Source organism: Brevibacillus sp. HB2.2 (genome assembly GCF_013284275.1).
Classification (GTDB): Bacteria; Bacillota; Bacilli; order Brevibacillales; family Brevibacillaceae; genus Brevibacillus; species Brevibacillus brevis_D.
Genome location: NZ_JABSUV010000051.1, coordinates 22,551 through 42,442 on the forward strand (window position 1 = coordinate 22,551; position 19,892 = coordinate 42,442).

The 19,892-nt window shown below is 44.7% G+C and carries 17 protein-coding genes and 1 pseudogene; 7 read left to right on the forward strand and 11 right to left on the reverse strand.

Annotated elements, in window-relative coordinates; all coding sequences use genetic code 11:
* Positions 1-2: 2 nt before the first annotated feature.
* From HP401_RS26270 to HP401_RS26310, 9 genes are all read right to left on the reverse strand, one after another.
* The gene (locus tag HP401_RS26270) at positions 3-827 is read right to left on the reverse strand and encodes a sugar phosphate isomerase/epimerase family protein (RefSeq protein ID WP_173607162.1); all 825 of its coding nucleotides are present in this window, start codon (positions 825-827) and stop codon (positions 3-5) included.
* 5 nt (positions 828-832) lie between these two features.
* Positions 833-1,807, reverse strand: a complete 975-nt coding sequence (locus HP401_RS26275; protein ID WP_173607163.1) for a Gfo/Idh/MocA family protein — start codon at positions 1,805-1,807, stop codon at positions 833-835.
* A 15-nt stretch (positions 1,808-1,822) separates the two neighbouring features.
* Positions 1,823-2,797: a Gfo/Idh/MocA family protein gene (locus tag HP401_RS26280; protein WP_173607164.1), complete on the reverse strand. Its 975-nt coding sequence runs from the start codon at positions 2,795-2,797 to the stop codon at positions 1,823-1,825.
* Positions 2,798-2,810: 13 nt separating this feature from the next.
* A complete protein-coding gene (locus HP401_RS26285; protein ID WP_173607165.1) occupies positions 2,811-3,800 on the reverse strand; it encodes a Gfo/Idh/MocA family protein in 990 nt (329 codons plus the stop codon).
* 28 nt (positions 3,801-3,828) lie between these two features.
* Complete coding sequence (locus HP401_RS26290) at positions 3,829-4,671, reverse strand: carbohydrate ABC transporter permease (RefSeq protein ID WP_173607166.1); 843 nt, start codon at positions 4,669-4,671, stop codon at positions 3,829-3,831.
* Positions 4,672-4,701: 30 nt separating this feature from the next.
* Positions 4,702-5,661 carry a carbohydrate ABC transporter permease gene (locus HP401_RS26295; RefSeq protein ID WP_016739349.1) on the reverse strand — a complete coding sequence of 320 codons (960 nt, stop codon included), beginning with the start codon at positions 5,659-5,661 and terminating at the stop codon, positions 4,702-4,704.
* Between the two features lie 71 nt (positions 5,662-5,732).
* The gene (locus tag HP401_RS26300; protein ID WP_012685431.1) at positions 5,733-7,013 is read right to left on the reverse strand and encodes an ABC transporter substrate-binding protein; all 1,281 of its coding nucleotides are present in this window, start codon (positions 7,011-7,013) and stop codon (positions 5,733-5,735) included.
* A 152-nt stretch (positions 7,014-7,165) separates the two neighbouring features.
* Positions 7,166-8,371, reverse strand: coding sequence for an ROK family transcriptional regulator (locus HP401_RS26305; protein ID WP_173607167.1), 1,206 nt, complete (start codon positions 8,369-8,371; stop codon positions 7,166-7,168).
* A gap of 287 nt (positions 8,372-8,658) precedes the next feature.
* The gene (locus HP401_RS26310; protein WP_173607168.1) at positions 8,659-10,203 is read right to left on the reverse strand and encodes a YcdB/YcdC domain-containing protein; all 1,545 of its coding nucleotides are present in this window, start codon (positions 10,201-10,203) and stop codon (positions 8,659-8,661) included.
* A gap of 268 nt (positions 10,204-10,471) precedes the next feature.
* Here HP401_RS26310 and HP401_RS26315 point away from each other — a divergent pair, with 268 nt between their 5' ends.
* Entirely contained in the window at positions 10,472-10,714 is a 243-nt protein-coding gene (locus HP401_RS26315) for a hypothetical protein (RefSeq protein WP_173607169.1), read from the forward strand.
* 249 nt (positions 10,715-10,963) lie between these two features.
* On the opposite strand, the gene HP401_RS26320 is transcribed toward HP401_RS26315, so the two are convergent.
* Positions 10,964-13,144: a glycosyl hydrolase family 18 protein gene (locus HP401_RS26320; protein WP_173607170.1), complete on the reverse strand. Its 2,181-nt coding sequence runs from the start codon at positions 13,142-13,144 to the stop codon at positions 10,964-10,966.
* A 235-nt stretch (positions 13,145-13,379) separates the two neighbouring features.
* Between HP401_RS26320 and HP401_RS26325 the strand changes: the two genes are divergently transcribed.
* The 6 genes from HP401_RS26325 to HP401_RS26350 all read left to right on the forward strand — a co-directional run bounded on the left by HP401_RS26325 (position 13,380) and on the right by HP401_RS26350 (position 19,130).
* Entirely contained in the window at positions 13,380-13,919 is a 540-nt protein-coding gene (locus tag HP401_RS26325) for a M23 family metallopeptidase (protein ID WP_254457196.1), read from the forward strand.
* A gap of 525 nt (positions 13,920-14,444) precedes the next feature.
* Positions 14,445-14,963 carry a hypothetical protein gene (locus tag HP401_RS26330; RefSeq protein WP_064200927.1) on the forward strand — a complete coding sequence of 173 codons (519 nt, stop codon included), beginning with the start codon at positions 14,445-14,447 and terminating at the stop codon, positions 14,961-14,963.
* A gap of 121 nt (positions 14,964-15,084) precedes the next feature.
* A complete protein-coding gene (locus HP401_RS26335) occupies positions 15,085-15,444 on the forward strand; it encodes a VOC family protein (RefSeq protein ID WP_173607171.1) in 360 nt (119 codons plus the stop codon).
* A gap of 243 nt (positions 15,445-15,687) precedes the next feature.
* Positions 15,688-15,771, forward strand: a complete 84-nt coding sequence (locus HP401_RS26340) for a YjcZ family sporulation protein (RefSeq protein ID WP_217366234.1) — start codon at positions 15,688-15,690, stop codon at positions 15,769-15,771.
* Between the two features lie 1,295 nt (positions 15,772-17,066).
* Positions 17,067-18,059, forward strand: coding sequence for a GNAT family N-acetyltransferase (locus HP401_RS26345; RefSeq protein ID WP_173607173.1), 993 nt, complete (start codon positions 17,067-17,069; stop codon positions 18,057-18,059).
* A gap of 285 nt (positions 18,060-18,344) precedes the next feature.
* Positions 18,345-19,130: a hypothetical protein gene (locus HP401_RS26350; RefSeq protein ID WP_173607174.1), complete on the forward strand. Its 786-nt coding sequence runs from the start codon at positions 18,345-18,347 to the stop codon at positions 19,128-19,130.
* Positions 19,131-19,264: 134 nt separating this feature from the next.
* Here the strand turns inward: HP401_RS26350 and HP401_RS26355 are convergent.
* Positions 19,265-19,393, reverse strand: a pseudogene (locus HP401_RS26355) (LuxR C-terminal-related transcriptional regulator); the annotation flags it as partial.
* Positions 19,394-19,892: the final 499 nt, after the last annotated feature.

Below are 19,892 nucleotides of genomic sequence, written 5' to 3' on the forward strand. Positions count from 1 at the left end.
ATTCACGATTGAAAAATGGCGTCCAACGCTTGGGACGTATGCGCGATTAATTGCTCAGGCAACTGGCTGTAAGGCGTGATTTCCGGGATGATGTAGCCGTCGTACCCGATCTCACGCAACGCTTCCACCACGCGGTTCCATGGGATATCGCCTGCGAGCAGCGGCACGAAACCTGTGATGTTGCCTGTTGTTGTCTTAAAATCTTTGACGTGAATAGCTTGGATTCTCTTGCCCAAAATGCGAATCCATTGCTCAGGAAAACCGAATTGCAACACGTTGCCTACATCAAAATAAGCGCCTACCCACGGACTGTCTACTTCATCGATCAAGCGGGCCATCTCCAGTGGACTAAGCAAAAACTTGTTCCACACGTTTTCGACTCCGATGTATACCTGATGCTGCTCCGCCTTTCTCGCCAAGCGCTGCAATGCTTCACGTGCCCGCTCGTAGGCCGTATCATACGACACCTCAGCTGTAACGAGACCTGGGACGACGAGGACGGTTCGCGAGCCAAAAATGCTTGCCGCCTCTATCATTTTCTCGACAACACGCATGCCTTGCTCGCGGGTCGCTTCCTCATTGTGCGTCAACGGATATTTCCATAAAAGGGCAGTAGAGACGCTTGGCAGCTCCAAACCGAGCTCGCGAGCCTCGTCTGCCAGCTCCTTTAATTCCTGCTCTGTCATCCCTAGATGAAAGGGAGCATCTCCCTCGTCCAAATTCAGTTCTACCCCTTGATAGCCGTGCGCTTTCGCCTGGCGAAACATTTCTTGTACGCTCGTTTCCTTTGGGAAGCACCAAGCATTGATTCCCTTTTGAAAAGCCATGCGCCTCACTCCCCTTTTCTCAAAATAGTGACAGGCTTTCCTTCTTGTGCCGACTGATTCGCTGCCAATGTTACTTCTAGCGTCTTTCTCGCTGATTCATACGGCGACAGAATCAAGCTGCGATCCCCTGTCACAATCGCGGTAATAAACGCCCGATCTTGCTCCACGTACATATCCACTGTGCTCTCTTTCGTACGCGCTCCCTGCTCATCGATGATCGATAATTGCTTCCCGTCAATCATGACGCGGAAATCTTTGCCCAAGATTTCTACATTCGTACGGTGATCCGGCTGAATGAAGCACGTATCCAGATGTCCTAGCGCCCCTGACTGAAACACCATACTAATGGAAGTCACGTCTGGAATATCGATGTTTGGAATGTCACGCGAGACGAGCAAGGCCATCTGCGCATAGACCTTCTCAATATCTCCAGCCAAATACCGCATCATGTCCAACGTATGTGTCGCCTGCTCGACAAGCTGTCCACCCGACTTGCCCATTTCTCTCCACCAAGGTGTCGTGACGAACTTGGTCAAATAATGACCGCGGACGAGCGCAATCGACTTGCCTTCCAAGTACGCTTTCGCTTCCTGTACGATATCGAGATAACGCAGGCAATAGCCAGTCGCAGTGATAATCCCTGCCTTTTCAATCGCTGTTTGCTTTTCATTTACTTTCTGTATGTCCAGCCCAATTGGCTTTTCCACAAATAGATGAATCCCTTTCGCAGCCGCCGTTTCCTCAATCTCTTCATGGGCAAAAGGTGGGACGCACACAAACAAAGCATCCAGCTTTTCTACCTCTACTAGCTCCCGCCAAGAGGTGTAGCCATGCGCACCAATGCGCTCAGCAGTCTCAGCAGCCGCCACTTGGTTCACGTCGCACACTGCAACGACCTTTACCCTCTCGTCCGTCAACAAGCCTTTTAGATGATGCTGCCCGATTCCACCTACGCCGATCATGCCTACACGTACAATCATGCGTCCTTCACCGTCCTAGCGTAATACGACTGGTTGCTTCTGTTCAGCGGATCGATAAGCGGCGAGGGCAACTTCCACAGCCCGCAAACCGTCTTCACCCGTAATCGACGGCGCTTTCTTTTCTCGCACGCTGGTGACGAAATCCTTGACCAATTGACTGTCCATGTCATCGCCCCAGTTGACCCACTTCAAGCCTTTTTCATTGGAATACACATCCAGCTTTTGAGAAAAAGCGTCGAGCGAAATTGTGCCCTCTGTCCCGATAATTTCCATCGTCACGTCTCCCCACGTCGGGAAGGACCTGTTGCGAGACCAGCTGCAATCGAGTGTAGCAAATACCCCATTCTCAAATTCCATGGTCAAAATGCCGCAATCATCAATCGGCGTTTCGGAAAACTTGCTGTCTATCTCCGCGTAAACCTCACGCACTTCATCGTTCATAAACCAGCGCATCAAATCAACAACGTGAACCGTGTGATCGATCACTGCACCTCCGCCGGATTTTTCCGGATCGACGAACCAACCACCAGGATTTTGTCCACGGTTCGTACCCCGGATTGCCATGATCCGTCCGACCTTGCCTTGCTCCACCAATTGCTTTGCTCGAACAACAGCCGGATGGAATCGCACTGGGAATGCCGTCTGCAAAATGACGCCCTGTTTACGGCAGAAGTCGATCATCTCTTGAGCAGCCTCTGCTGTTGTCGCCAGAGGTTTTTCGCACAGGATGTGCTTGCCTGCCTTCGCTGCTGCTATCGTATGCTCTTGGTGCTTGGCGTTTTCCGAGGTGACGATGACCGCATCGATATCCGTTGCGAGCAGCTCATGATAATCGGCGAAGTACGGAACGCCAAACTTTTCAGCCGCCGCCTTTCCACGCACGTCATCCTCGTCTGCTACCCCCACTAATTGAACCCCATCTAATTTCGCAACCGCATTTGCGTAACTGTAGGCATGCATATGTGCAACACTGATGATTCCGAGTTTCATGTCCAGTCCCCTCCTACACCAAAGTTACGGGTTTGCCCGTTTCGATTGACACAAGCGCGGCACGAGCGATTTCTACCGCTTTCACGGCGTCTTCTGCCGTCACGAGTGGCTCCAGATCATGGTCGATGCACTCGATGAAATGCTTCAGTTCTCGGAAATACGGGTTTTCACGCAACGGGCTCTCCGGAACTGCGACCCCGTTCATGCCAGCTTGCTTCGAGCGATTAACTGCCACAAGAGGTTTTTCCTTCGAGCTGTCGTAGGAAATGATGCCTTCCTTGCCCGCCAGCTCCATTTTCATCGCGAAGCCTTCATGTGCCCACGAGCCTTCCACATGCGCAATCATGCCGTTCTTGAAGCGAAGCGTGACCAGCGCGTAATCCATCCGTGCAAAACCTCGACCAAGTAAGCCTTTCGCGTACACACGCTCCACATCCCCGAAGCACCAACGCAAAAAGTCAAAATCGTGAATGATCATATCTAAAACAAGGCTGCCACTGTTTTTGTAATCGGCGTACCAGTCATTCCACGCTGTCGGGAAGATACCACCACGGAACGTCCGTGCCACACCAACGTTGCCAATCGCACCGTCATTAACCAGCTGACGGGACTTTTCGTACTCCGGGAAGAAGCGCAGGACGTGTCCGACGAACAGCTTGACGTTTTTCTCCCGGCAATAATCAACGATAAAACGAGCTTCTTCCTTATCACGGGCCAACGGCTTTTCGCAAATGACATGCTTGCCTGCATCTGCAGCCTTTTTCACATAGGTCTTATGAAGGTACGTAGGCAAACACACGTCTACGATATCTACCTGCGCCAGTTTTTCTATGGCCTCTTCATAGCTCCCAAACCATTCTGTTTTTGTCTCGGCTGCCAGCTCTTTTCCTCTCTCGCTGCGGATATCGACGATCCCGACCAGCTTGACGTTTTCCATGGCAGCATACGATTTCGCGTGAACAGTCCCCATGGTTCCTGCTCCGATTACCAGAACATGATTCATAATGGTTTCACTCCTTTTTGGAAAAAGTCTATTTGGACCCAGTTAGGGTAATTCCCTCGACAAAATGCTTCTGCAAGAAAATAAAGACGATGATCATCGGCCAAATGGCAAGAACGGAGCCCGCCATCAAAATCGGGTAGTTCGTCAAATTAGTGTGCTCGCCCGTCAAGTACGCCAAGCCAGCGGAGAGCGGCATTTTATCAGGCGTGCTGTTGACGATCAACGGCCACATCAGGTCGTTCCAAGACCACAACGCTACGAAAATAGCGAGTGCGATCAAGCCGGGCTTCGCCAACGGCAGCATAATTCTCCAATAAATCTGAAAATGGTTGCAGCCATCGAGCTTCGCCGCTTCTTCCAGTTCTTTTGGCAGCGACATGAAAAACTGACGCAGAAGAAACGTACCGAATGCACTGAACAATCCCGGTACAATCAGCGCTGTCAACGTATTCAGCCAGCCAAGCTCCTTCATGATCATAAATTGCGGGAGCAGAAACACCTGGCCTGGCACCATCAAAACGGTCAAGAACAGGATGAACAAGGCGTTTCTCCCTGGAAATTCAATTCGCGCGAATGCGTACGCCGCAAGCGAGCAAAGGAATACTTGTCCGATTACCTTCGCCACAGTTGTGATCACGGTATTCCAATAAAAGTCCAAGAAGGGCAGAATCTCAAAAATATGGGTGTAATTCTCCCACTGGTACTTGGTCGGCAAAATGACCGGAGGCACCTGTGTTGATTCGCCTAGTGACTCGAGCGAAGTGAGAACCATCCAGACGAATGGCGCAATCATTACGAGAGCGCCTGCAATCAACAGCAGATGAATCAGCAACTTCTTGCCCATTTTGTTCCGACTCGTATATACACTCATTCCATATCCCTCCCGTCTGTTCAGCGTTGATTAATCATAGTGAACCCATTTTTTCTGCAACTTCATTTGAATTGCGGTAACAATCAGGATCATCACCAGAAGCACGACAGCAACTGCGGCCGCATAGCCACCGTTCCCTGATTCAAATCCATTCGTAAAGAACAAGTACGCCATCGTCTGCGTTTGTTCAGTCGCTGGATTGCCCATTTTGCTTCCAAGCATCAGGTAAATCAGGTCAAATACTTGAAAAGCCCCAATCAAGGAAGTGATACTGACGAAAAAAATTGAAGGAGTCAACAGCGGCAACGTAATCTTGAAAAACATCCGAACCGGCCCCGCTCCATCAATTTCTGCCGCTTCGTAATAGCTTCTCGGGATGCCTTGCAGTCCGGCCAGGAAAATCACCATGTTGTATCCGATGGAGCTCCAAACGGCAACGATAATCACCGCATACAAAGCAATGGCGGGATCAGATATCCAGCGTGGGCCCTCAATACCTATCGATCCCAGCAAATAATTGATCAGACCGTAATCAGCGTTGTACAACCATCTCCACACCATCGCCACAGCTGCTGCCATCGTCACAACGGGCAGGAAGTACAGGGTGCGATAAATCGCAATCCCCTTAATTTTCTGATTAAGTAGCACAGCGATAAAAATGGAGATAGCGATACCTACCGGAACTGCGATTACTGTATAAATCAGCGTATTTTTCAGCGCGATCCACAAGTTAGGGTCCTTCAACAACAGCTCGTAATTATGTAAGCCAGCCCACTTGTACTTGCCGAAGCCTCCCCATTTGGTAAAGCTTAAATAAATGGTTTGTACGATCGGCCATAAGTAGAAGACACCCAACCCGATCAGTGTGGGAGCAATCATGAGATACGCCCAGAACCAATCACTTCTCTTCATGCGATTCAACGATTTATTCGTTTTTGGCTGGACGGCGGCGTGCATTTCAGGCTGCAACTGGCTGCTCATCGCATTCATTCCCTCCTTACATCAGCTTTTCAAAAAAGGATGGCCTCGTCCATGATGCGAAGCCATCCATCATAGACCTTTTATTCTTGGCTAAGCATTTCGTTCATTTTTTGCGCGAGCTCTTTGGATGCATCCTCTACGCTCATTTGTCCAGCCCAAGCCTTGGTCATGAGCTCTGTTTCCAGCTTGGCCCATTTTGCCGTGTCCTTCGAGATCGGATACGGCTTCGCCACAGCTGCCTGATCAATAAAAATTTTCAGATGAAAGTTCGGCATGGATTGCATCCATGTATCCTGTGTTCCGTTAAATGCCGGAATCGCAGCACCCGATTTTGCCAGGATTTCTGCCCCTTCTTTCGAGCCCAAGAATTTCACGAATTCCCATGCTTCCTTCGGATGCTTGGTATTCGCCGAAATCACGTTGCCCAGGCCGTGAATGACGCTTGTGTTCTCTTTTCCTTTTGGAAGATACGTCACGTCCACCTTGTCCTTCGTATATTCATTCTTATGAAAAGCGGATGCCATCCATGAACCGTTGTACATCATCGCGATCTTGCCTGACTCAAATAGCTGTGTTGCCTCTGTTTCGGACAATTGCGCTGCTGTTGGTGATGCTTTTTCGTTGATCAGGTCTGTCCAAAACTTGAGACCCTCGATCGTTTCCGGTTTGTCATAGCCGGACGTTTTCTTGTCTTCCGAAATGATATAGCCACCGTTTTGAAGGATTGTGTTATAGAAGCCGTCCTGTCCATAAGGAGGTGCTGCAATTCCCCAAACGCCTTTTTTCTCATCCGTCAGTTGCTTTGCTACTTCCTTCAGCTTGTTCCAATCCCAGGTTTCGTCTGGATATGGTACTTTTGCATCGTCAAACAGCTTCTTGTTATACCAGAGGCCAATGGTGTCGAAATCTTTCGGTAGCGCGTAGTTTTGTCCATCGTAGGTGTAGAGATCAACGAGAGCTTTCGGATAATTGTTCAGATCGATGCCATCTGCCTTAATTTGATCTGTTATCGGCAGGAGCATGTCGTTATCTGCGTATTTAATGATACGCGGACCATTAATCCAAAAAATGTCCGGCAGGGTGCCACCCGTTGCGGCTGCCTCCATTTTTGTCCAGTATTGCTTGTTAGGTGTTAGCTCGATCTTGATGTCCACGTTCGGGTTCTTTTCGTTAAACTTTTTTGCCATTTCCTCCATCGCAGGCATTTGGTTTTTGTCCCACAGCGCATAGGTGAGCGTTACCTTTTCGCCTGAAGCAGCACTGTCAGTTGTTCCAGCTGGTGCGGAGCTCTGCCCGCCGCCCGAACATCCTGCTACTGCTACCAAGAGAGCAGCCATTGCAATCGAAACCAACTTCTTCATCAGAAACCCCTCCTCGATTTACGTTCTCCTCTTTTACCCCCAAAATATGGCCAAACTCGACGCGCTTTCCTTTTCGACTCGCCCCCTTTCAACGATTTTTGATGGGGTGAACTTTCTTTTTCCAATGACCAAATAAAGTAATTAAAAAGATGTTACAAGCTGAAGTGAAAAACATCTTGTAACAAAACAGCAGCAGCAGCCTTGACCTCGAAATCAGCCCCCAGTACAGTTGGACGAAATTCCAGCCCTTCGACCATCGTTCCAATCGCTTGGACCATCACTTGTTTTTGGATGCGCTCAAACAACACTTGGTTGTCCCGTATCATTTCTCCACCCAGAATGATCAGGCTCGGGTTGAACAAATTCACCAGATTCACGATGCCGATTGACATGTATGAAGCGATTTCGTCGACGATGTCTTGGCATACCTGATCCCCTTGATGCAGTGCTTGGCGAAAGACATCAAATGTGATTCTTGTCATATCTCCGTCAGCCAAATCCATGACGAGCGTTTCTTTTCCGCGTGTAACGGCGGACAGTATGCCTGAGTAAATGGCCGGCCACGCCACGTAGTTTTCCAAACAGCCGACATTACCGCAGTCACAGCGCATCCCACTTCGATCAACAGTCGTATGCCCGAATTCACCTGCTCCACCTCGACTTCCGCGGAAGATGGAACCGTTTACAACGAGGCCCGAACCAACCCCTTCTCCTACAGTAACAAACAGGAGATTGTCAGCATTCAGACCACCACCGAAGTTTTTTTCCGCCAGGGCGATTGCATTGGCATCATTGTCGAGCCATGTGTTTAGCCCAAAACGCTCTTCTGCCATGTCCTTTAATGGAACATCATGCAAACGTAGCTTAGAGTTGAAGCGAATGACCCCGCTCGCTGCATCGACAATCCCTGGTGCGATGATGGAAATGCCCAGACAACGGCTGACATTATCCACCGATTGGAGAAAGTCCTCGATCGAATCCAGCACATACTGGATGATCAGGTCACTCACTAGAGCAGCTTTGACCGGATAGATTTTCTTTTGCTTTGTAGCTGCTTCCAAATTCATTTCGGCTATCGTAATCGCTGTATTCGTAATCGAGACGCCAATCAAAAACTTCCCGTCTGGACAAAAGCGAACCATAATCGGCTTACGACCACCCTTTGACTCACCAGTTCCATCTTCTGCAACCATGCCGTCACGGATTAGCTCGTTGACTGCCGAGGTGACTGTAGTGGGGCTGATGCCCTGCTTTTTGGCGATATCACTTCGCGAGATGGGCCCAAACTGGCGAATGGTGTCGAGGATAATAAAGCGATTGAGCTCTTGAATTAATTTTAGATCTCCCGTTCTGCGCATCGTATTCGTTCATCCTTTATTTTTCCAATGACTTTATAAAGTGATCATACTGAAGTTTGTATTTTGTGTCAATTTCGTTTTTTCTTAGATTTCGATCAACTTTTTCTGATTGAATCCACTTTACCGATTTATACCTACTCCTTTTTGCAAAAACGGCTCCACCCACTATGAACGAACCTACCATTTTTATTATGAGGAAGATGTGGAAGCCAGGCTAGTGGAGATTTCCAATACTTTTAATCAAAATAACCTCCCTTAATCCGTTGGAAAGGGAGGTTATTCTTGCTTTATTTCTTATCTGTGGACCCGTAGGAATAAAACTCGCCCGACAACGCATCTATTTTTGCATCGAATAGCATCGGCAACGTATAGACGAGAGTAGCTTTGCCTTCTTCTTGCAAGATATACTGTAGCTGCAATGGATATTTCTTGAGCAAAGAGGCTGCCGCTTCTTCTTGGGAGATTGCCTTCTTCGGATCAGACATCACGCCATCGACCTTTTCATTGAGATCGATCCCCATGACTTTCCCGTTGCTGCCGTTGATCGAGATATGCGTCAGCCAATCCTCAACAGGAATCTCTTGCTCTTGCCTCACAAAAAAGAATTCGTATTGATTTGTACTTTCATCATATTCTCCGGGCTGAAGTAGCAGTAGCTCGCCTGTACCAGCTGGAGTGATCTCTGCTAATTCATTTATGGCCAATTGCAAAGCCTGCTCTTGCGTCAATTTTTTGGTAGCGGTCTTTGACACACTTGTATCGATAACATGATAGCTCACAATTGACCCTGTCTTCGGTTCGATTAGCATGCTCCCAATCCATCCGTCGTCTGTTCTCCACGAATAATTAGTACGTCCCTCCCATTTCTTTGTTTTCCAGAAATATTTGATAATCACGGGTTTTTCACCAGTTAATTCTTCAAAAAAGACATTGTCTTTTGCAAAATCATAACCCGTACGCTGAGTCAAATACGCTTGTGCTTCTTCACGGGTTTGTGCTATGGGCTGGCTCGCACCCTTTGGTTTCACATTCACTTTGCTATGATAAGGCATATTTACGCTGTCTTTGTCTTTGCCGGACACAGCATCCAACTGACCGGAAAAAGCTGGGACGTAGAGGAGCTTGTACGTTTTTCCGTCTTGATCGAGGGAATACCGTAATTTCATATAGGTGGACAACTGTTTCTCGGCTTTTTCTTTGGATAAGATCTGATCTAATTTCACGAAGGAGATTTTTTCGATATTCATGCCAAGGGATTTTCCTGTGATTTGTCCCTCATGATCAACTTGTACCTGTATCATGTCGTCTGGAAAAGGAACCCCGTTGATCACACGCACAAATTGAATTGTATTTGTTTGGCCATCGAATACCTTCGCAACCCCATCCCCATCCAGTTGGTACCCTGCCATGTCTTCTCCGTACCACTTTTTCATAAAGGAAATGGCTGCTTCTTTCGATTTGTCGATCGGGTAAAGCGTTTGGCTCTGGTGATTATTTAGCTCGTATTTGCCAAACTCAAGTATGTCACCAGTATTTTTATCGAGCACTAGGCTAACAAATTCAGCAGTGTTTTCTTTAAACTTGTAGTTGTTCACGAGCAGATAAGGAGTGTCTTTCACTACTACTTCTCTAACAGGATAATCTTTCAAATAAGGGATGAGACTAGCTGCTTTCTTTACCCCTTTTTCTACCAGCCTATTTATTTCAGGAGTCATTTGCTCTACTTTTATTTTTTCCAGCGTATTCTCCCTAGCCATTGCACCAGTAGAAGATGACATCGCAATACTTGCAGCCATCAGGAGGAACACAGCGTGCGTAACTTTTTTCATCATTTCTCTTCCTCTCGTCTGTCCATATTTGTTTTCTCACACTCATTATTCGAACCTGAATCTGTTTTGTTTCATTTTCCTAAAAAAAAGTAACATATACATACATTCCTCAGATGAATCGAAGAAACGATGGGCGTCTATGCCCGCTCTGCCTTCCTTGGTAAGAAGGCGGAATGCTCCCCTTTGCTTTTCATAAGTCTCTAACAGTCTTATGGCTTGGCTTTTTTCTTGTGTATGTTAAAATTTACAAAAAAGGGAATGGGGCGTTAGTATGAGGGAGCAGCCCTTTTGGTTTAAAGCGACCGTGACCGTTGTTTTTGTCATTGGAATTCTAGCATTTCTGACAGGTGTCGCTTTCATTCAGCTGTTAGCAATGGTAGGCTTAGTCGTTATGTGTGCCTCGAAAGGCGTATTGGAATGGAAAAAGAACAGAAACTGGGCTGTCAAAATTTTTGGACTAGTTGCCTTACAAATCGTTATTTTTATCAAGTCATTGTATGACTTTTTCACATAAGCCACTTATTATTTCAGTGTAGGTGGAAAATATTTCTTGATTCCTATTATGAACATTAATATAATAATAGTGAATTTGGAATTTTAAGGAGGGGCTTCTATGAATACGGCAATTGCGATCCTTACTTTTATTGGAGATCTTATTCCATTAGTCCTCCAACTGTTAAAAGCCTTTGCTTAATTTCCAAACGAACAAATAGGGGCTGTTCCTCCGTCATTTTCATGACTGGAGGGACAGCCCCTTCCTTACTTATTGAGTATCTGCATTTCCTTCTGTTTCCTCCAAAATCTCCTCATCTACATAACCATCGACTTCTTCTACTGCTGCTTGCTGTTGAACCTGCCAGAGAGCTGCTACATTTGCTGGCTCCCACCCTACGAGAGAGGTGTGTGGTTGCAGACATTTGTATACCTTGCCTTGATAGCTGACCAAATCACCAGCTGCATAATTTACATTTGGCGCCCAGGCAGGAGTTCCTGGATTTGCAGCATCTGTTACGCCTACGACCTCGATGCTCTTTTGCGAAGCATTACCTGCTGCATCCTTCGCTACCACAGAGAAGGTATACGATGTGTTAGGTGTGAGTCCTGTGATAGTTGCAGTCGTAGTCGTTACATCCGCTGCTAATGCTGTCCCGTTGTAAACCTCGTAATTTGTCACCGCAATATTGTCTGTAGAAGCAGCCCAGCTCAGACTGATACTCGTGCTAGTTTTCCCTGTTATGACTAGATTGGTAGGTGTGCTAGGAGGTTGGTTGTCTGGCTGAATCGTATCCGTCGTAACCGTCACCTCATTGCTTGCTACTGAGGAATTCCCTGCTGCATCTTTCGCCTTCACAGTGAATTGGTAGGTAGTGCCAGCTGTCAGCCCGCTAATCGTCGTATTTGTACCAGTTACGGTTTTCGCAAGCTGCGTGCCATTGTATACCTCATAGCCAGTAACCCCTACATTGTCGGTAGCAGCCCCCCAACTCAGACTAACACTTGTAGCTGTTTTGGCGGTCGCTTGGAGATTAGCTGGTGCTGTCGGCGGAACGTTGTCGACTGGTACTGTCCCGCCTAGAAGATCGCCATTCACTTTGTCTAGCAGAACCTTGTTACGGTCTCCGCTAAATTCCCAGAACATTGCGCCTGCCAATCCTTTGGATGTAATATAAGAAGTTTTGTGACCGATTGAAGTCACATCGTCATAGCTAATATAGGTTTTCGAAGCCGGGTTGAAGAGATAGGGCACTTTTGCAGCGTCATTCCAGTGGCGTGTGAAGCCATTTTTGTTCACATAATTATTTTGGATATCCGTGAAGTCAAGCATGCCAGGTTCCCACGTTCCTGTTGAAGCCCCTGTGCAATTTTGATATTCCCCATTGTTCGCTGTTCCGCAACCCGACCAGCCCCTGCCGTAAAACGGAAGTCCGAGAACGAGCTTGCTGGCAGGAACCCCGTCACGAAGATGACCCTCTACTGCTGTTTGGACGTTATAGGTCTCGGCATTTGGCAAACCTGCTGCTCCTGCTGCCGGATCATAGGCCAACGGTGCGTTATGTCCAGTCTGCTTTTGGAAGGCTCCATAGAAGTCGTAGGTCATAATATTGATCCAATCCACAACCCGGGCAATATTTCCAAGCTCTGTATTTGCGGCATAGCTAGGGCTGGCACCAGAGGCAATCGTCAAATAGTACTGTTTGCCATCCGTTACCTCAGCCGCATCGAGTTTGTCCCTGACAGCCTGTAGCAACAACGTATAATTTTGCTTATCTGCTGGACGTGTGCTGTTTCCAGGCAAACCTCCACCAACCGGGTACTCCCAATCGAGATCGACCCCATCCATCTGATATTTCCGGATGAAATCGACTGAAGATTGTGCAAATACTTGGCGTGCAGCCGGATCTGCTGCTACATCCGAGAAGCGATTGGACCACGTCCAGCCCCCGATCGATATCAATGTCTTTAATTGAGGGTTTTTTTGCTTTAATTTTGCCAATTGGTTCAAATTTCCGCGGATCGGCTGATCCCATGTATCCCCAGGATAGGATTTTTGCACATCAATCCATGGATCTCCGAGAACAACCGTACCATTTGGGGCATTAATATTGCCTACTTCATCCTGGCAAGCCCACGTTTGTGGATTGGGCCCCGTTGGATCTGGGTTGCCGTGTCTGCCATTCCAGCAAATATCCGCAAATGCATAGTTAATATGCGTTACTTTATTAGGATCGATATCCGTTACATTGTAGTTTCGTCCATAAGCCCCCCATGAGGGATAGTAGCCAATAATTTTGTAATTGGATACCGCAGTCGCCTCCGCTTGATTTTCCTCTGCTTGCGCCACCTGTGCCGCCATCGGCAAAACGGAGGTGACAAGCAGGGCCCCTACCATTAGCACATTCCTCACACATTTCTTGAATTTCATAGTATCCCTCTCGATCTTCATGGATTTTATTACAAATCCATCTTATTACGCCTTACATTACAATATGCTAATGCGCTTACATAAATGGTAATAAAAGGTTAATTCAAGACGAATGTACATTAAAAAACCCTCCCTTCCGACCAAGGTAAGAAAGGGGGGGCTCTGAGTAGGTTACCTTGGCCATTTTCACATCCAACAATTCCTTAACAGTTACATTTTTCCATTTTCCTCGTATTTATTAATGGAACCAATTTATATGAAAGTAGGAAGAAAAATGAATATAAGGAATATTGTCGCTTTGAATCTTTTAACTTTAGCCGTTACTTTAACACCAACGGCTTTCGCAGCGGAGGCAAGTAATTTGAGTCAGCCTGGTAAAATGAACGAAGCACCCTTTTTGTTAGAAGCCCCCATTCATGATCCCTATGTCATTTCCTCTGAATTCGGCTTGCAAATGAATCCCGAAACCAAGAAATCAAAAGGACATAACGGATTAGACTATGCAACCGCTAAAGGTACAGCTATCTTTGCAGCAAATGATGGTGTCGTTCTTTTCGCTGAAAGCACACAAGGATTTGGAGAAACAATAATAATCAAGCACAATTCCGAATTCAGTACTCTCTATGGTCACATTCTCCTTGGTTCATTTCTTGTGAAGCCCGGAGATACTGTAAAGAAAGGTCAAAAAATAGCAGAAGTAGGATCATCCGAAACAGGAGATATGTTGCATTTTTCTGTTATGAAACAAGGAACTATGGTAAATCCTACCGATTTTTTACCTAAAAGTACCCAATGAGGATCTAGTCACCTTCCGTAAGGAATGGTGGCTTTTTTCATTCACATACCAAATTGATCATTTGGTATCATTATCCATATAACGGAGGTGTTTTACATTGTTGCTGCTATCTAAAATTTTCTTAGCGTTGCTCCTTTTCTTGTGGGTCGGTGCGGAAGTTATCTTTTCTCCAAGTCCCAAAAAGGTTAGAGCAAGAATATTGTTTTTCATCGCATTAGTGGTAATCAGCGGAGCCATTTACTGGATAGGGTATTGGTTATAAGGTCCATCAATTTGCGGTACACATTTTCAATGTAACCAGTAGCGTATTCAGTCGCTTTTTCAGAGCAACCTTCAGCTACAAACTTAGGACCTGTTCCCCTCCCTCGTTTTTGGTTTTTCTTGAATGAGATTCCGAAAAAACTCAATAAAATCTCGGTATTCACATTTTTGTAACAAATCCACCAATACATCCAAAGGAAAACTATTGATAGACAAGAAATTCATATTGAATTGTAAATAAATTACAAATAAGGAGTGTTTTTCATGAAGCGAACCTTGTCTTTCCTTTCTGCTACATTACTTTTAGCAAGTATGTTAGCTACACCATCGTATGCCGAAGCAAATAAGACGACTGCCACCTCCCAATCTTCAAAGTCAAATCAGTCAATCCAAGCAATAGCAACAGATCCATCTCTATTGAATGGTTTTCGAGTGAAGGAAACGAACAGCGCAACTGTATATGTAGTCATGGATGGTAAAAAGAGAGGCATTGTCAGTGCCGATGTTTACTTTAAATTGTTTAATAGTTGGGATGGTATTAGGGAATATCCGTCTCTCAGCAGTATTCCTGATGGGCAAGTCATTGGTGAAAATGCTCAACTGATAAGGTTTCAAAGCAGTGCAACTGTCTATCTTTTAGATGAAGAAAATGGAAGAGTAGTTAAGCGTGGCATCACAAGCGCATCTGTTTTTAACAAATACAATTTTGATTGGAATAAAATTATGGTACTTGCTGACTCTCTAAAGAATGCATTTCCCGATGGTTCCCTACTAGACAAATAACAAAGTTTGCGAATAGACACACCTCTTACATTGGGTAAGAGGTGTGTTGCCGTTTGCGTTTTGATTCATGTAAAATAATCAAAATATTAATAAAAAACGCTAATCATTTGGAGGGTCCGAAATGAAGGTCAAACGAATTGTCGCCAATATAGACACCCAGGATATCGCCGCAGCTAAATGCTTTTATCAGGACGTACTCGGCCTACATTTATTGATGGATCATGGTTGGATCGCAACTTACGGGACTAACGAAGAAATGAGCGTTCAAATTAGTTTTGCTTCACAGGGAGGTTCCCACACGCTTACTCCTGATCTATCCATTGAAGTCGATGATGTCGATACAGCGCTTGAACGGATGAAGCATGCAGGGTTTCCAATTGAATATGGGCCAGCAGATGAGCCTTGGGGTGTTCGGCGTTTCTACGTCCGCGACCCATTTGGCAAGCTCATCAACATTCTTGGTCATCTACAGTCTAATTGAATCCTATTCATAATTCAGTGCTGTTCGTCCACTTCTGCCTGCCGTCCATTTCATGCGGCTAGTCACTCTAACCATGCAGTTGCGATCCATCGGTTTCACTCCCTACACATTGTGTCAACCACCATAAAAACAACTTTTTTTCCACCCATTATTTTTTTCATGTACAAACGCCCTTACATAATTCATTAGATGACATACCTTAATTTGGGGAGTACCCTCAATCACAATTAAGGAGTGACATTCATGAGCACTGGCTTTTTTGATGACTTTTCTTTAATTTTGGTTCTCTTCGTCCTGTTGGTAATTGTTGCTTGCAGTTGCGAGTAATTTTCAATGTTTTTGGGTAGCTTTATAAGCTGCCCTTTTTACATAATTTCCCGCTAGACTTGTCGTTCATTTGGATATGCCTTCAATAAATAAATTTGCGCATTCATTAGCACATTTACGTTTACCCTAGGCTCGTATCAGTTGCCAAGCATCCCCTATTTGCATTCCCTATACCATGTGAGAGAAGCGAGTTGAGTAATCTGACGTACGGAGGCGAAGTATACGCATCTCTCTCACAAAAACATCAAATAGAGTATGCAAGATCGTTTAAAAGGAGGTGCGAGAATTGGCGGCACAAAAAGGTGTTACAACTTCGTCGAGAAGAGTGTCCTTAGAAATACAAAGAAAGAATCGTAGAAAAGCAGTCCGATTAATCAACAGAATTGTTGTAATAAGAACCATATTTGATACATTTACTGGATGTCTTCTCAGTGTCGGACCAAATGGTTTTCGTGTTCGGGTCTACACTGGTAGTAATGAGACGTTCACCATCATCACCATTCCATTAAATTTCGTTATAAACCTCTTTCCTTTCCCTTGCAATTGCTAGGTTCAAGGCCCCGGCCCAACGGGGCTTATACATATTCCCTCTCTTTTTTTCAAACCTCTATTTGAGCATTGTGATAAGTCTTGTATCCAACGGCAATAATGTTCATGAAAAAGAATTTGAGGTGAAACAAAGCAATGCTTATAAACATTTTGCTTGGCTTCGTATTTCCATGGATTTTTGGAATCTGGTTGTATTTGCGATCACCTAAAATAGTTCTCACGATTGGTCCATTTGCATCGGTCCTGTCGTACATCGTTAATGTCTGGGGGATTTATAACCATTACTGGATATTGACACCTGTTTTAGAGGTCAAGACCGCTTCCGTGCTTCCAATGAACCTCGGACTATTCCCTGTTATTGCCTGCTGTACTTACTTTCTCATTTTCCGAACGAGAACCCAGCCAGTTCTCTGGATACTATTTTTTTCTGTTGCCCTAACGCTTTTGGAATCTATCGCCTATTATTTTGGCAAAGTACAATATTTTAATGGGTGGAATATTGGAGGAACCTTCTTATCCTACTTGATCCCGGCCATAATTACATACATATACTTCGCTCTTTTGATATCCAAAGGGGTATTGGGAAAAAATGACCCCGATTTAACCTAACGCCTGCATCCTGACATATCCTTCACTCATAAGAACCGAAAAGAAAATCTTTCATTTTGCTTCACCTTCTAGGGCAAAACTAATTGCAACAGATTAAGAGCAGCTTTATGATGATAAAAAACAGAGGTGTCCATTTTATGTATTTCATACCATTTACGGATGAGTTAATCTCAGAAGCTGGGCAACTATTGTCCAAACGTCATAAACTAGATCGAGAAATTCTTTCGGTACTACCAATTGAATGTGAAGATGAAAATGATGCAACGACTGCTGTTAAAACGATATGGTCAAGACCAAACAGTAGCGGAGTCGCAGCAATGGAAGATGGTAAATTAATCGGATACCTCATTGGACAAAAAATTGAAAACCCTCTTCGAGGTCGCCATGTCTGGATGAACTTGGAGGGTCATGCAATTTCTCGCAATACCTCCGTTGAATTATATAGAGATCTTTATTCAGAGGCTTCTCAACTATGGGTAGATGAGGGATATTTCAGTCATTTTGCACTAATTCCAGCCAGTCAACCGGAATTACTTCATTCTTGGTTCCGTTTAGGATTTGGCTTTGAACAAACACATGCATTACTCTCATTACTTGGTCGGGAATTTCCTCTTCCTTTAAGCATTCCAAATGTGGAAATTCGCTTGGCATCCCCAGAAGATCGTAGTTTGGTAGAGGAGATTGCAAACATTATTAGAACTCATCAAAATAAGGCACCCGTATTTGCTTATTCTTTACGTGATGACCCTGAGGAATTACGTAAAGGTTATGCAGGTCTCCTTGATGATCATGATGTCGATTTCTGGATCGCCTTAAAAGATGGAAAAATTGTTTCTTTTCAAGGATATTTCCCCTTCGATAGAAGTAATGTAAATTTGAATGTACCGGATCGTTGTGTTGAATTAGGGGTGGCTGGTACTCTAGATCAATATCGCGGGCAAGGTATCAATTATGCACTTACACTACATGGACTTGCCCATGCGAAGAAAAAAGGATATGTCTCCTGCATGACAGATTGGAGAGAAACGAATTTACAATCTTCACGTTATTGGCCTCGTCAAGGCTTCCTTCCTGTTTCTTACAGAGTTTCTCGCCTTATTGATAGCAGAATAACCATGGTGAAAGAGTAGTAATGCTGTTTCACATCCTTCACTAGCTGCAAATCTCTTGATAATTTCCCTTAAAATTGTCTCACACTCCTATATTTATGGTAAACTTTTCTTGCCGGACGAACTGCTAAAGTGAAGATGCCGAGGAATTCACTTCTGTATTCGGTGTTGATTTTTATGCCGAAGATTGAACTATATCGCTCAAAAAGGTAGCCTTGTTCATTGATAGATGAGATAAATAGATGACATATGAGGGTATCTCATAATATATTGTTAATTTCAAACTTTTATTAAGGATGGCACCTGATGGAAAAAGATCCTCTTCTACTCGTTTTCGGTATCTCAACAATTTTTTTTACGTTATTGATGATTTTTACAATGCTAAAAAACAAAGTGATTTTTGCCCGAGTGAATTTACTCCTACTAATAATTTCGTTACTTGCCTTCGTAGTAACATACATAGGGGTAACTAACAAATTCGCTAAAGGTAAACCTCCTAGCGAAGATCGAAAAAATTCTATAGCCCATAATTCTCAAACGGAGGGCAATCCCTCCAAAATCATCGAACCTCCTAAAGAACAAGATGCTTTCGAAACCAACGAACCTCCTAAAGAGCAAGATGTTTCCGAAACGATTAAATCTCTTAAAGAGCAAGATGCTTCTGAAACCATTGAACCATTAACCGCGCCTAAGCTAACCCTACAAGATCTACAAATTGGTCCGTTAAACACAGGATTGACTTCTTTAGATGTTCAAGAATTAATTGGCCGTCCACCAGATGAAACTTATATAAGTAATGAGAATCGCTTCACCTCATCCTGGGGAGAAAGGATCATCACCGGAGAAAGAGAGGAAAATTCCGGAATCATCTCCTTAATGTATGCAAACAATCAGCTTAACTACCAAACCCCACGTGGAATTAAAATAGGCGATTCTATTGAAGATGTACATAAGGCCTACGGTTATAAAAAATCAAGAAACAATATTGTAGGATATTACCAAATGTTGTCCGAGACCGATATTGCTTATATTTCTTTCGCAACCTCAAACGGTTTAGTAGTTGCAATCTATATTAGACATGAATTAAGGTAGATATCATCTACTTTCATTACCAAAGTGTCAGATGTTACATCTGGCACTTTATTCATTGATCTGGCTATGTCTAACTTTGAATGCTTCAGGTAATGTGGCTCCACTCTGCCATTACCGACTACATCCCGCTGGGTTCAAATCTCTCGTTTACCAAGTCGAACGAGTTCGACTACTGCCTGAGATCGACCTTTGACACCTTTTTGCATGGCATTTCTCATGTAATTGCGCGCAGTCTTTTCACTGATGAAGAGTTGTTCACTAATTGATAGGGGCTTCCTACTGGAGGCCTCTTTTTATTTTTTTGTGTATTCATCCTTTTTGTAGATACTCAATCTGTCGGATAATCGGCGGCTTCCATTCAGCCAAATCTTACAGCCGCTTTCCATATCCACCTTCTTCATTTATTCGAAATATTGTCAATTTTAATCAACATTCGACAATTTCTCTTAAAGTTAGAGGATCGTCTTTGTGATAGGATGGTATATATTGGTATTTTAGGAAGGTGATGATAGAAACCTACCTCTTTTTAGCAAGAAATGCTACAACAATTGACCTCTACTCGATGATAGTTTCCAAACAACTTTTATCATGAAAGGTTGATGTTCATGTTTAAAAAAGCACTTATTATCCTGTCATTAAGTTCAGTCGTCGTAGTACCCTCTCTAGCCACACAAGTCCAAGCGGCAGCGCTCCCTGCACAGGAAAAGACAACCACCTACGCTTCCAATAAAAACATCAGAAGCGCCACGTATGGAGAAGAAA

Coding starts and splice junctions, on each gene's coding strand:
- HP401_RS26270 (WP_173607162.1), bottom strand. CDS start 827: ATGGCTTTTCAAAAGGGAATCAATGCTTGGTGCTTCCCAAAGGAAACG.
- HP401_RS26275 (WP_173607163.1), bottom strand. CDS start 1,807: ATGATTGTACGTGTAGGCATGATCGGCGTAGGTGGAATCGGGCAGCAT.
- HP401_RS26280 (WP_173607164.1), bottom strand. CDS start 2,797: ATGAAACTCGGAATCATCAGTGTTGCACATATGCATGCCTACAGTTAC.
- HP401_RS26285 (WP_173607165.1), bottom strand. CDS start 3,800: ATGAATCATGTTCTGGTAATCGGAGCAGGAACCATGGGGACTGTTCAC.
- HP401_RS26290 (WP_173607166.1), bottom strand. CDS start 4,671: ATGAGTGTATATACGAGTCGGAACAAAATGGGCAAGAAGTTGCTGATT.
- HP401_RS26295 (WP_016739349.1), bottom strand. CDS start 5,661: ATGAATGCGATGAGCAGCCAGTTGCAGCCTGAAATGCACGCCGCCGTC.
- HP401_RS26300 (WP_012685431.1), bottom strand. CDS start 7,013: ATGAAGAAGTTGGTTTCGATTGCAATGGCTGCTCTCTTGGTAGCAGTA.
- HP401_RS26305 (WP_173607167.1), bottom strand. CDS start 8,371: ATGCGCAGAACGGGAGATCTAAAATTAATTCAAGAGCTCAATCGCTTT.
- HP401_RS26310 (WP_173607168.1), bottom strand. CDS start 10,203: ATGATGAAAAAAGTTACGCACGCTGTGTTCCTCCTGATGGCTGCAAGT.
- HP401_RS26315 (WP_173607169.1), top strand. CDS start 10,472: ATGAGGGAGCAGCCCTTTTGGTTTAAAGCGACCGTGACCGTTGTTTTT.
- HP401_RS26320 (WP_173607170.1), bottom strand. CDS start 13,144: ATGAAGATCGAGAGGGATACTATGAAATTCAAGAAATGTGTGAGGAAT.
- HP401_RS26325 (WP_254457196.1), top strand. CDS start 13,380: ATGAAAGTAGGAAGAAAAATGAATATAAGGAATATTGTCGCTTTGAAT.
- HP401_RS26330 (WP_064200927.1), top strand. CDS start 14,445: ATGAAGCGAACCTTGTCTTTCCTTTCTGCTACATTACTTTTAGCAAGT.
- HP401_RS26335 (WP_173607171.1), top strand. CDS start 15,085: ATGAAGGTCAAACGAATTGTCGCCAATATAGACACCCAGGATATCGCC.
- HP401_RS26340 (WP_217366234.1), top strand. CDS start 15,688: ATGAGCACTGGCTTTTTTGATGACTTTTCTTTAATTTTGGTTCTCTTC.
- HP401_RS26345 (WP_173607173.1), top strand. CDS start 17,067: ATGTATTTCATACCATTTACGGATGAGTTAATCTCAGAAGCTGGGCAA.
- HP401_RS26350 (WP_173607174.1), top strand. CDS start 18,345: ATGGAAAAAGATCCTCTTCTACTCGTTTTCGGTATCTCAACAATTTTT.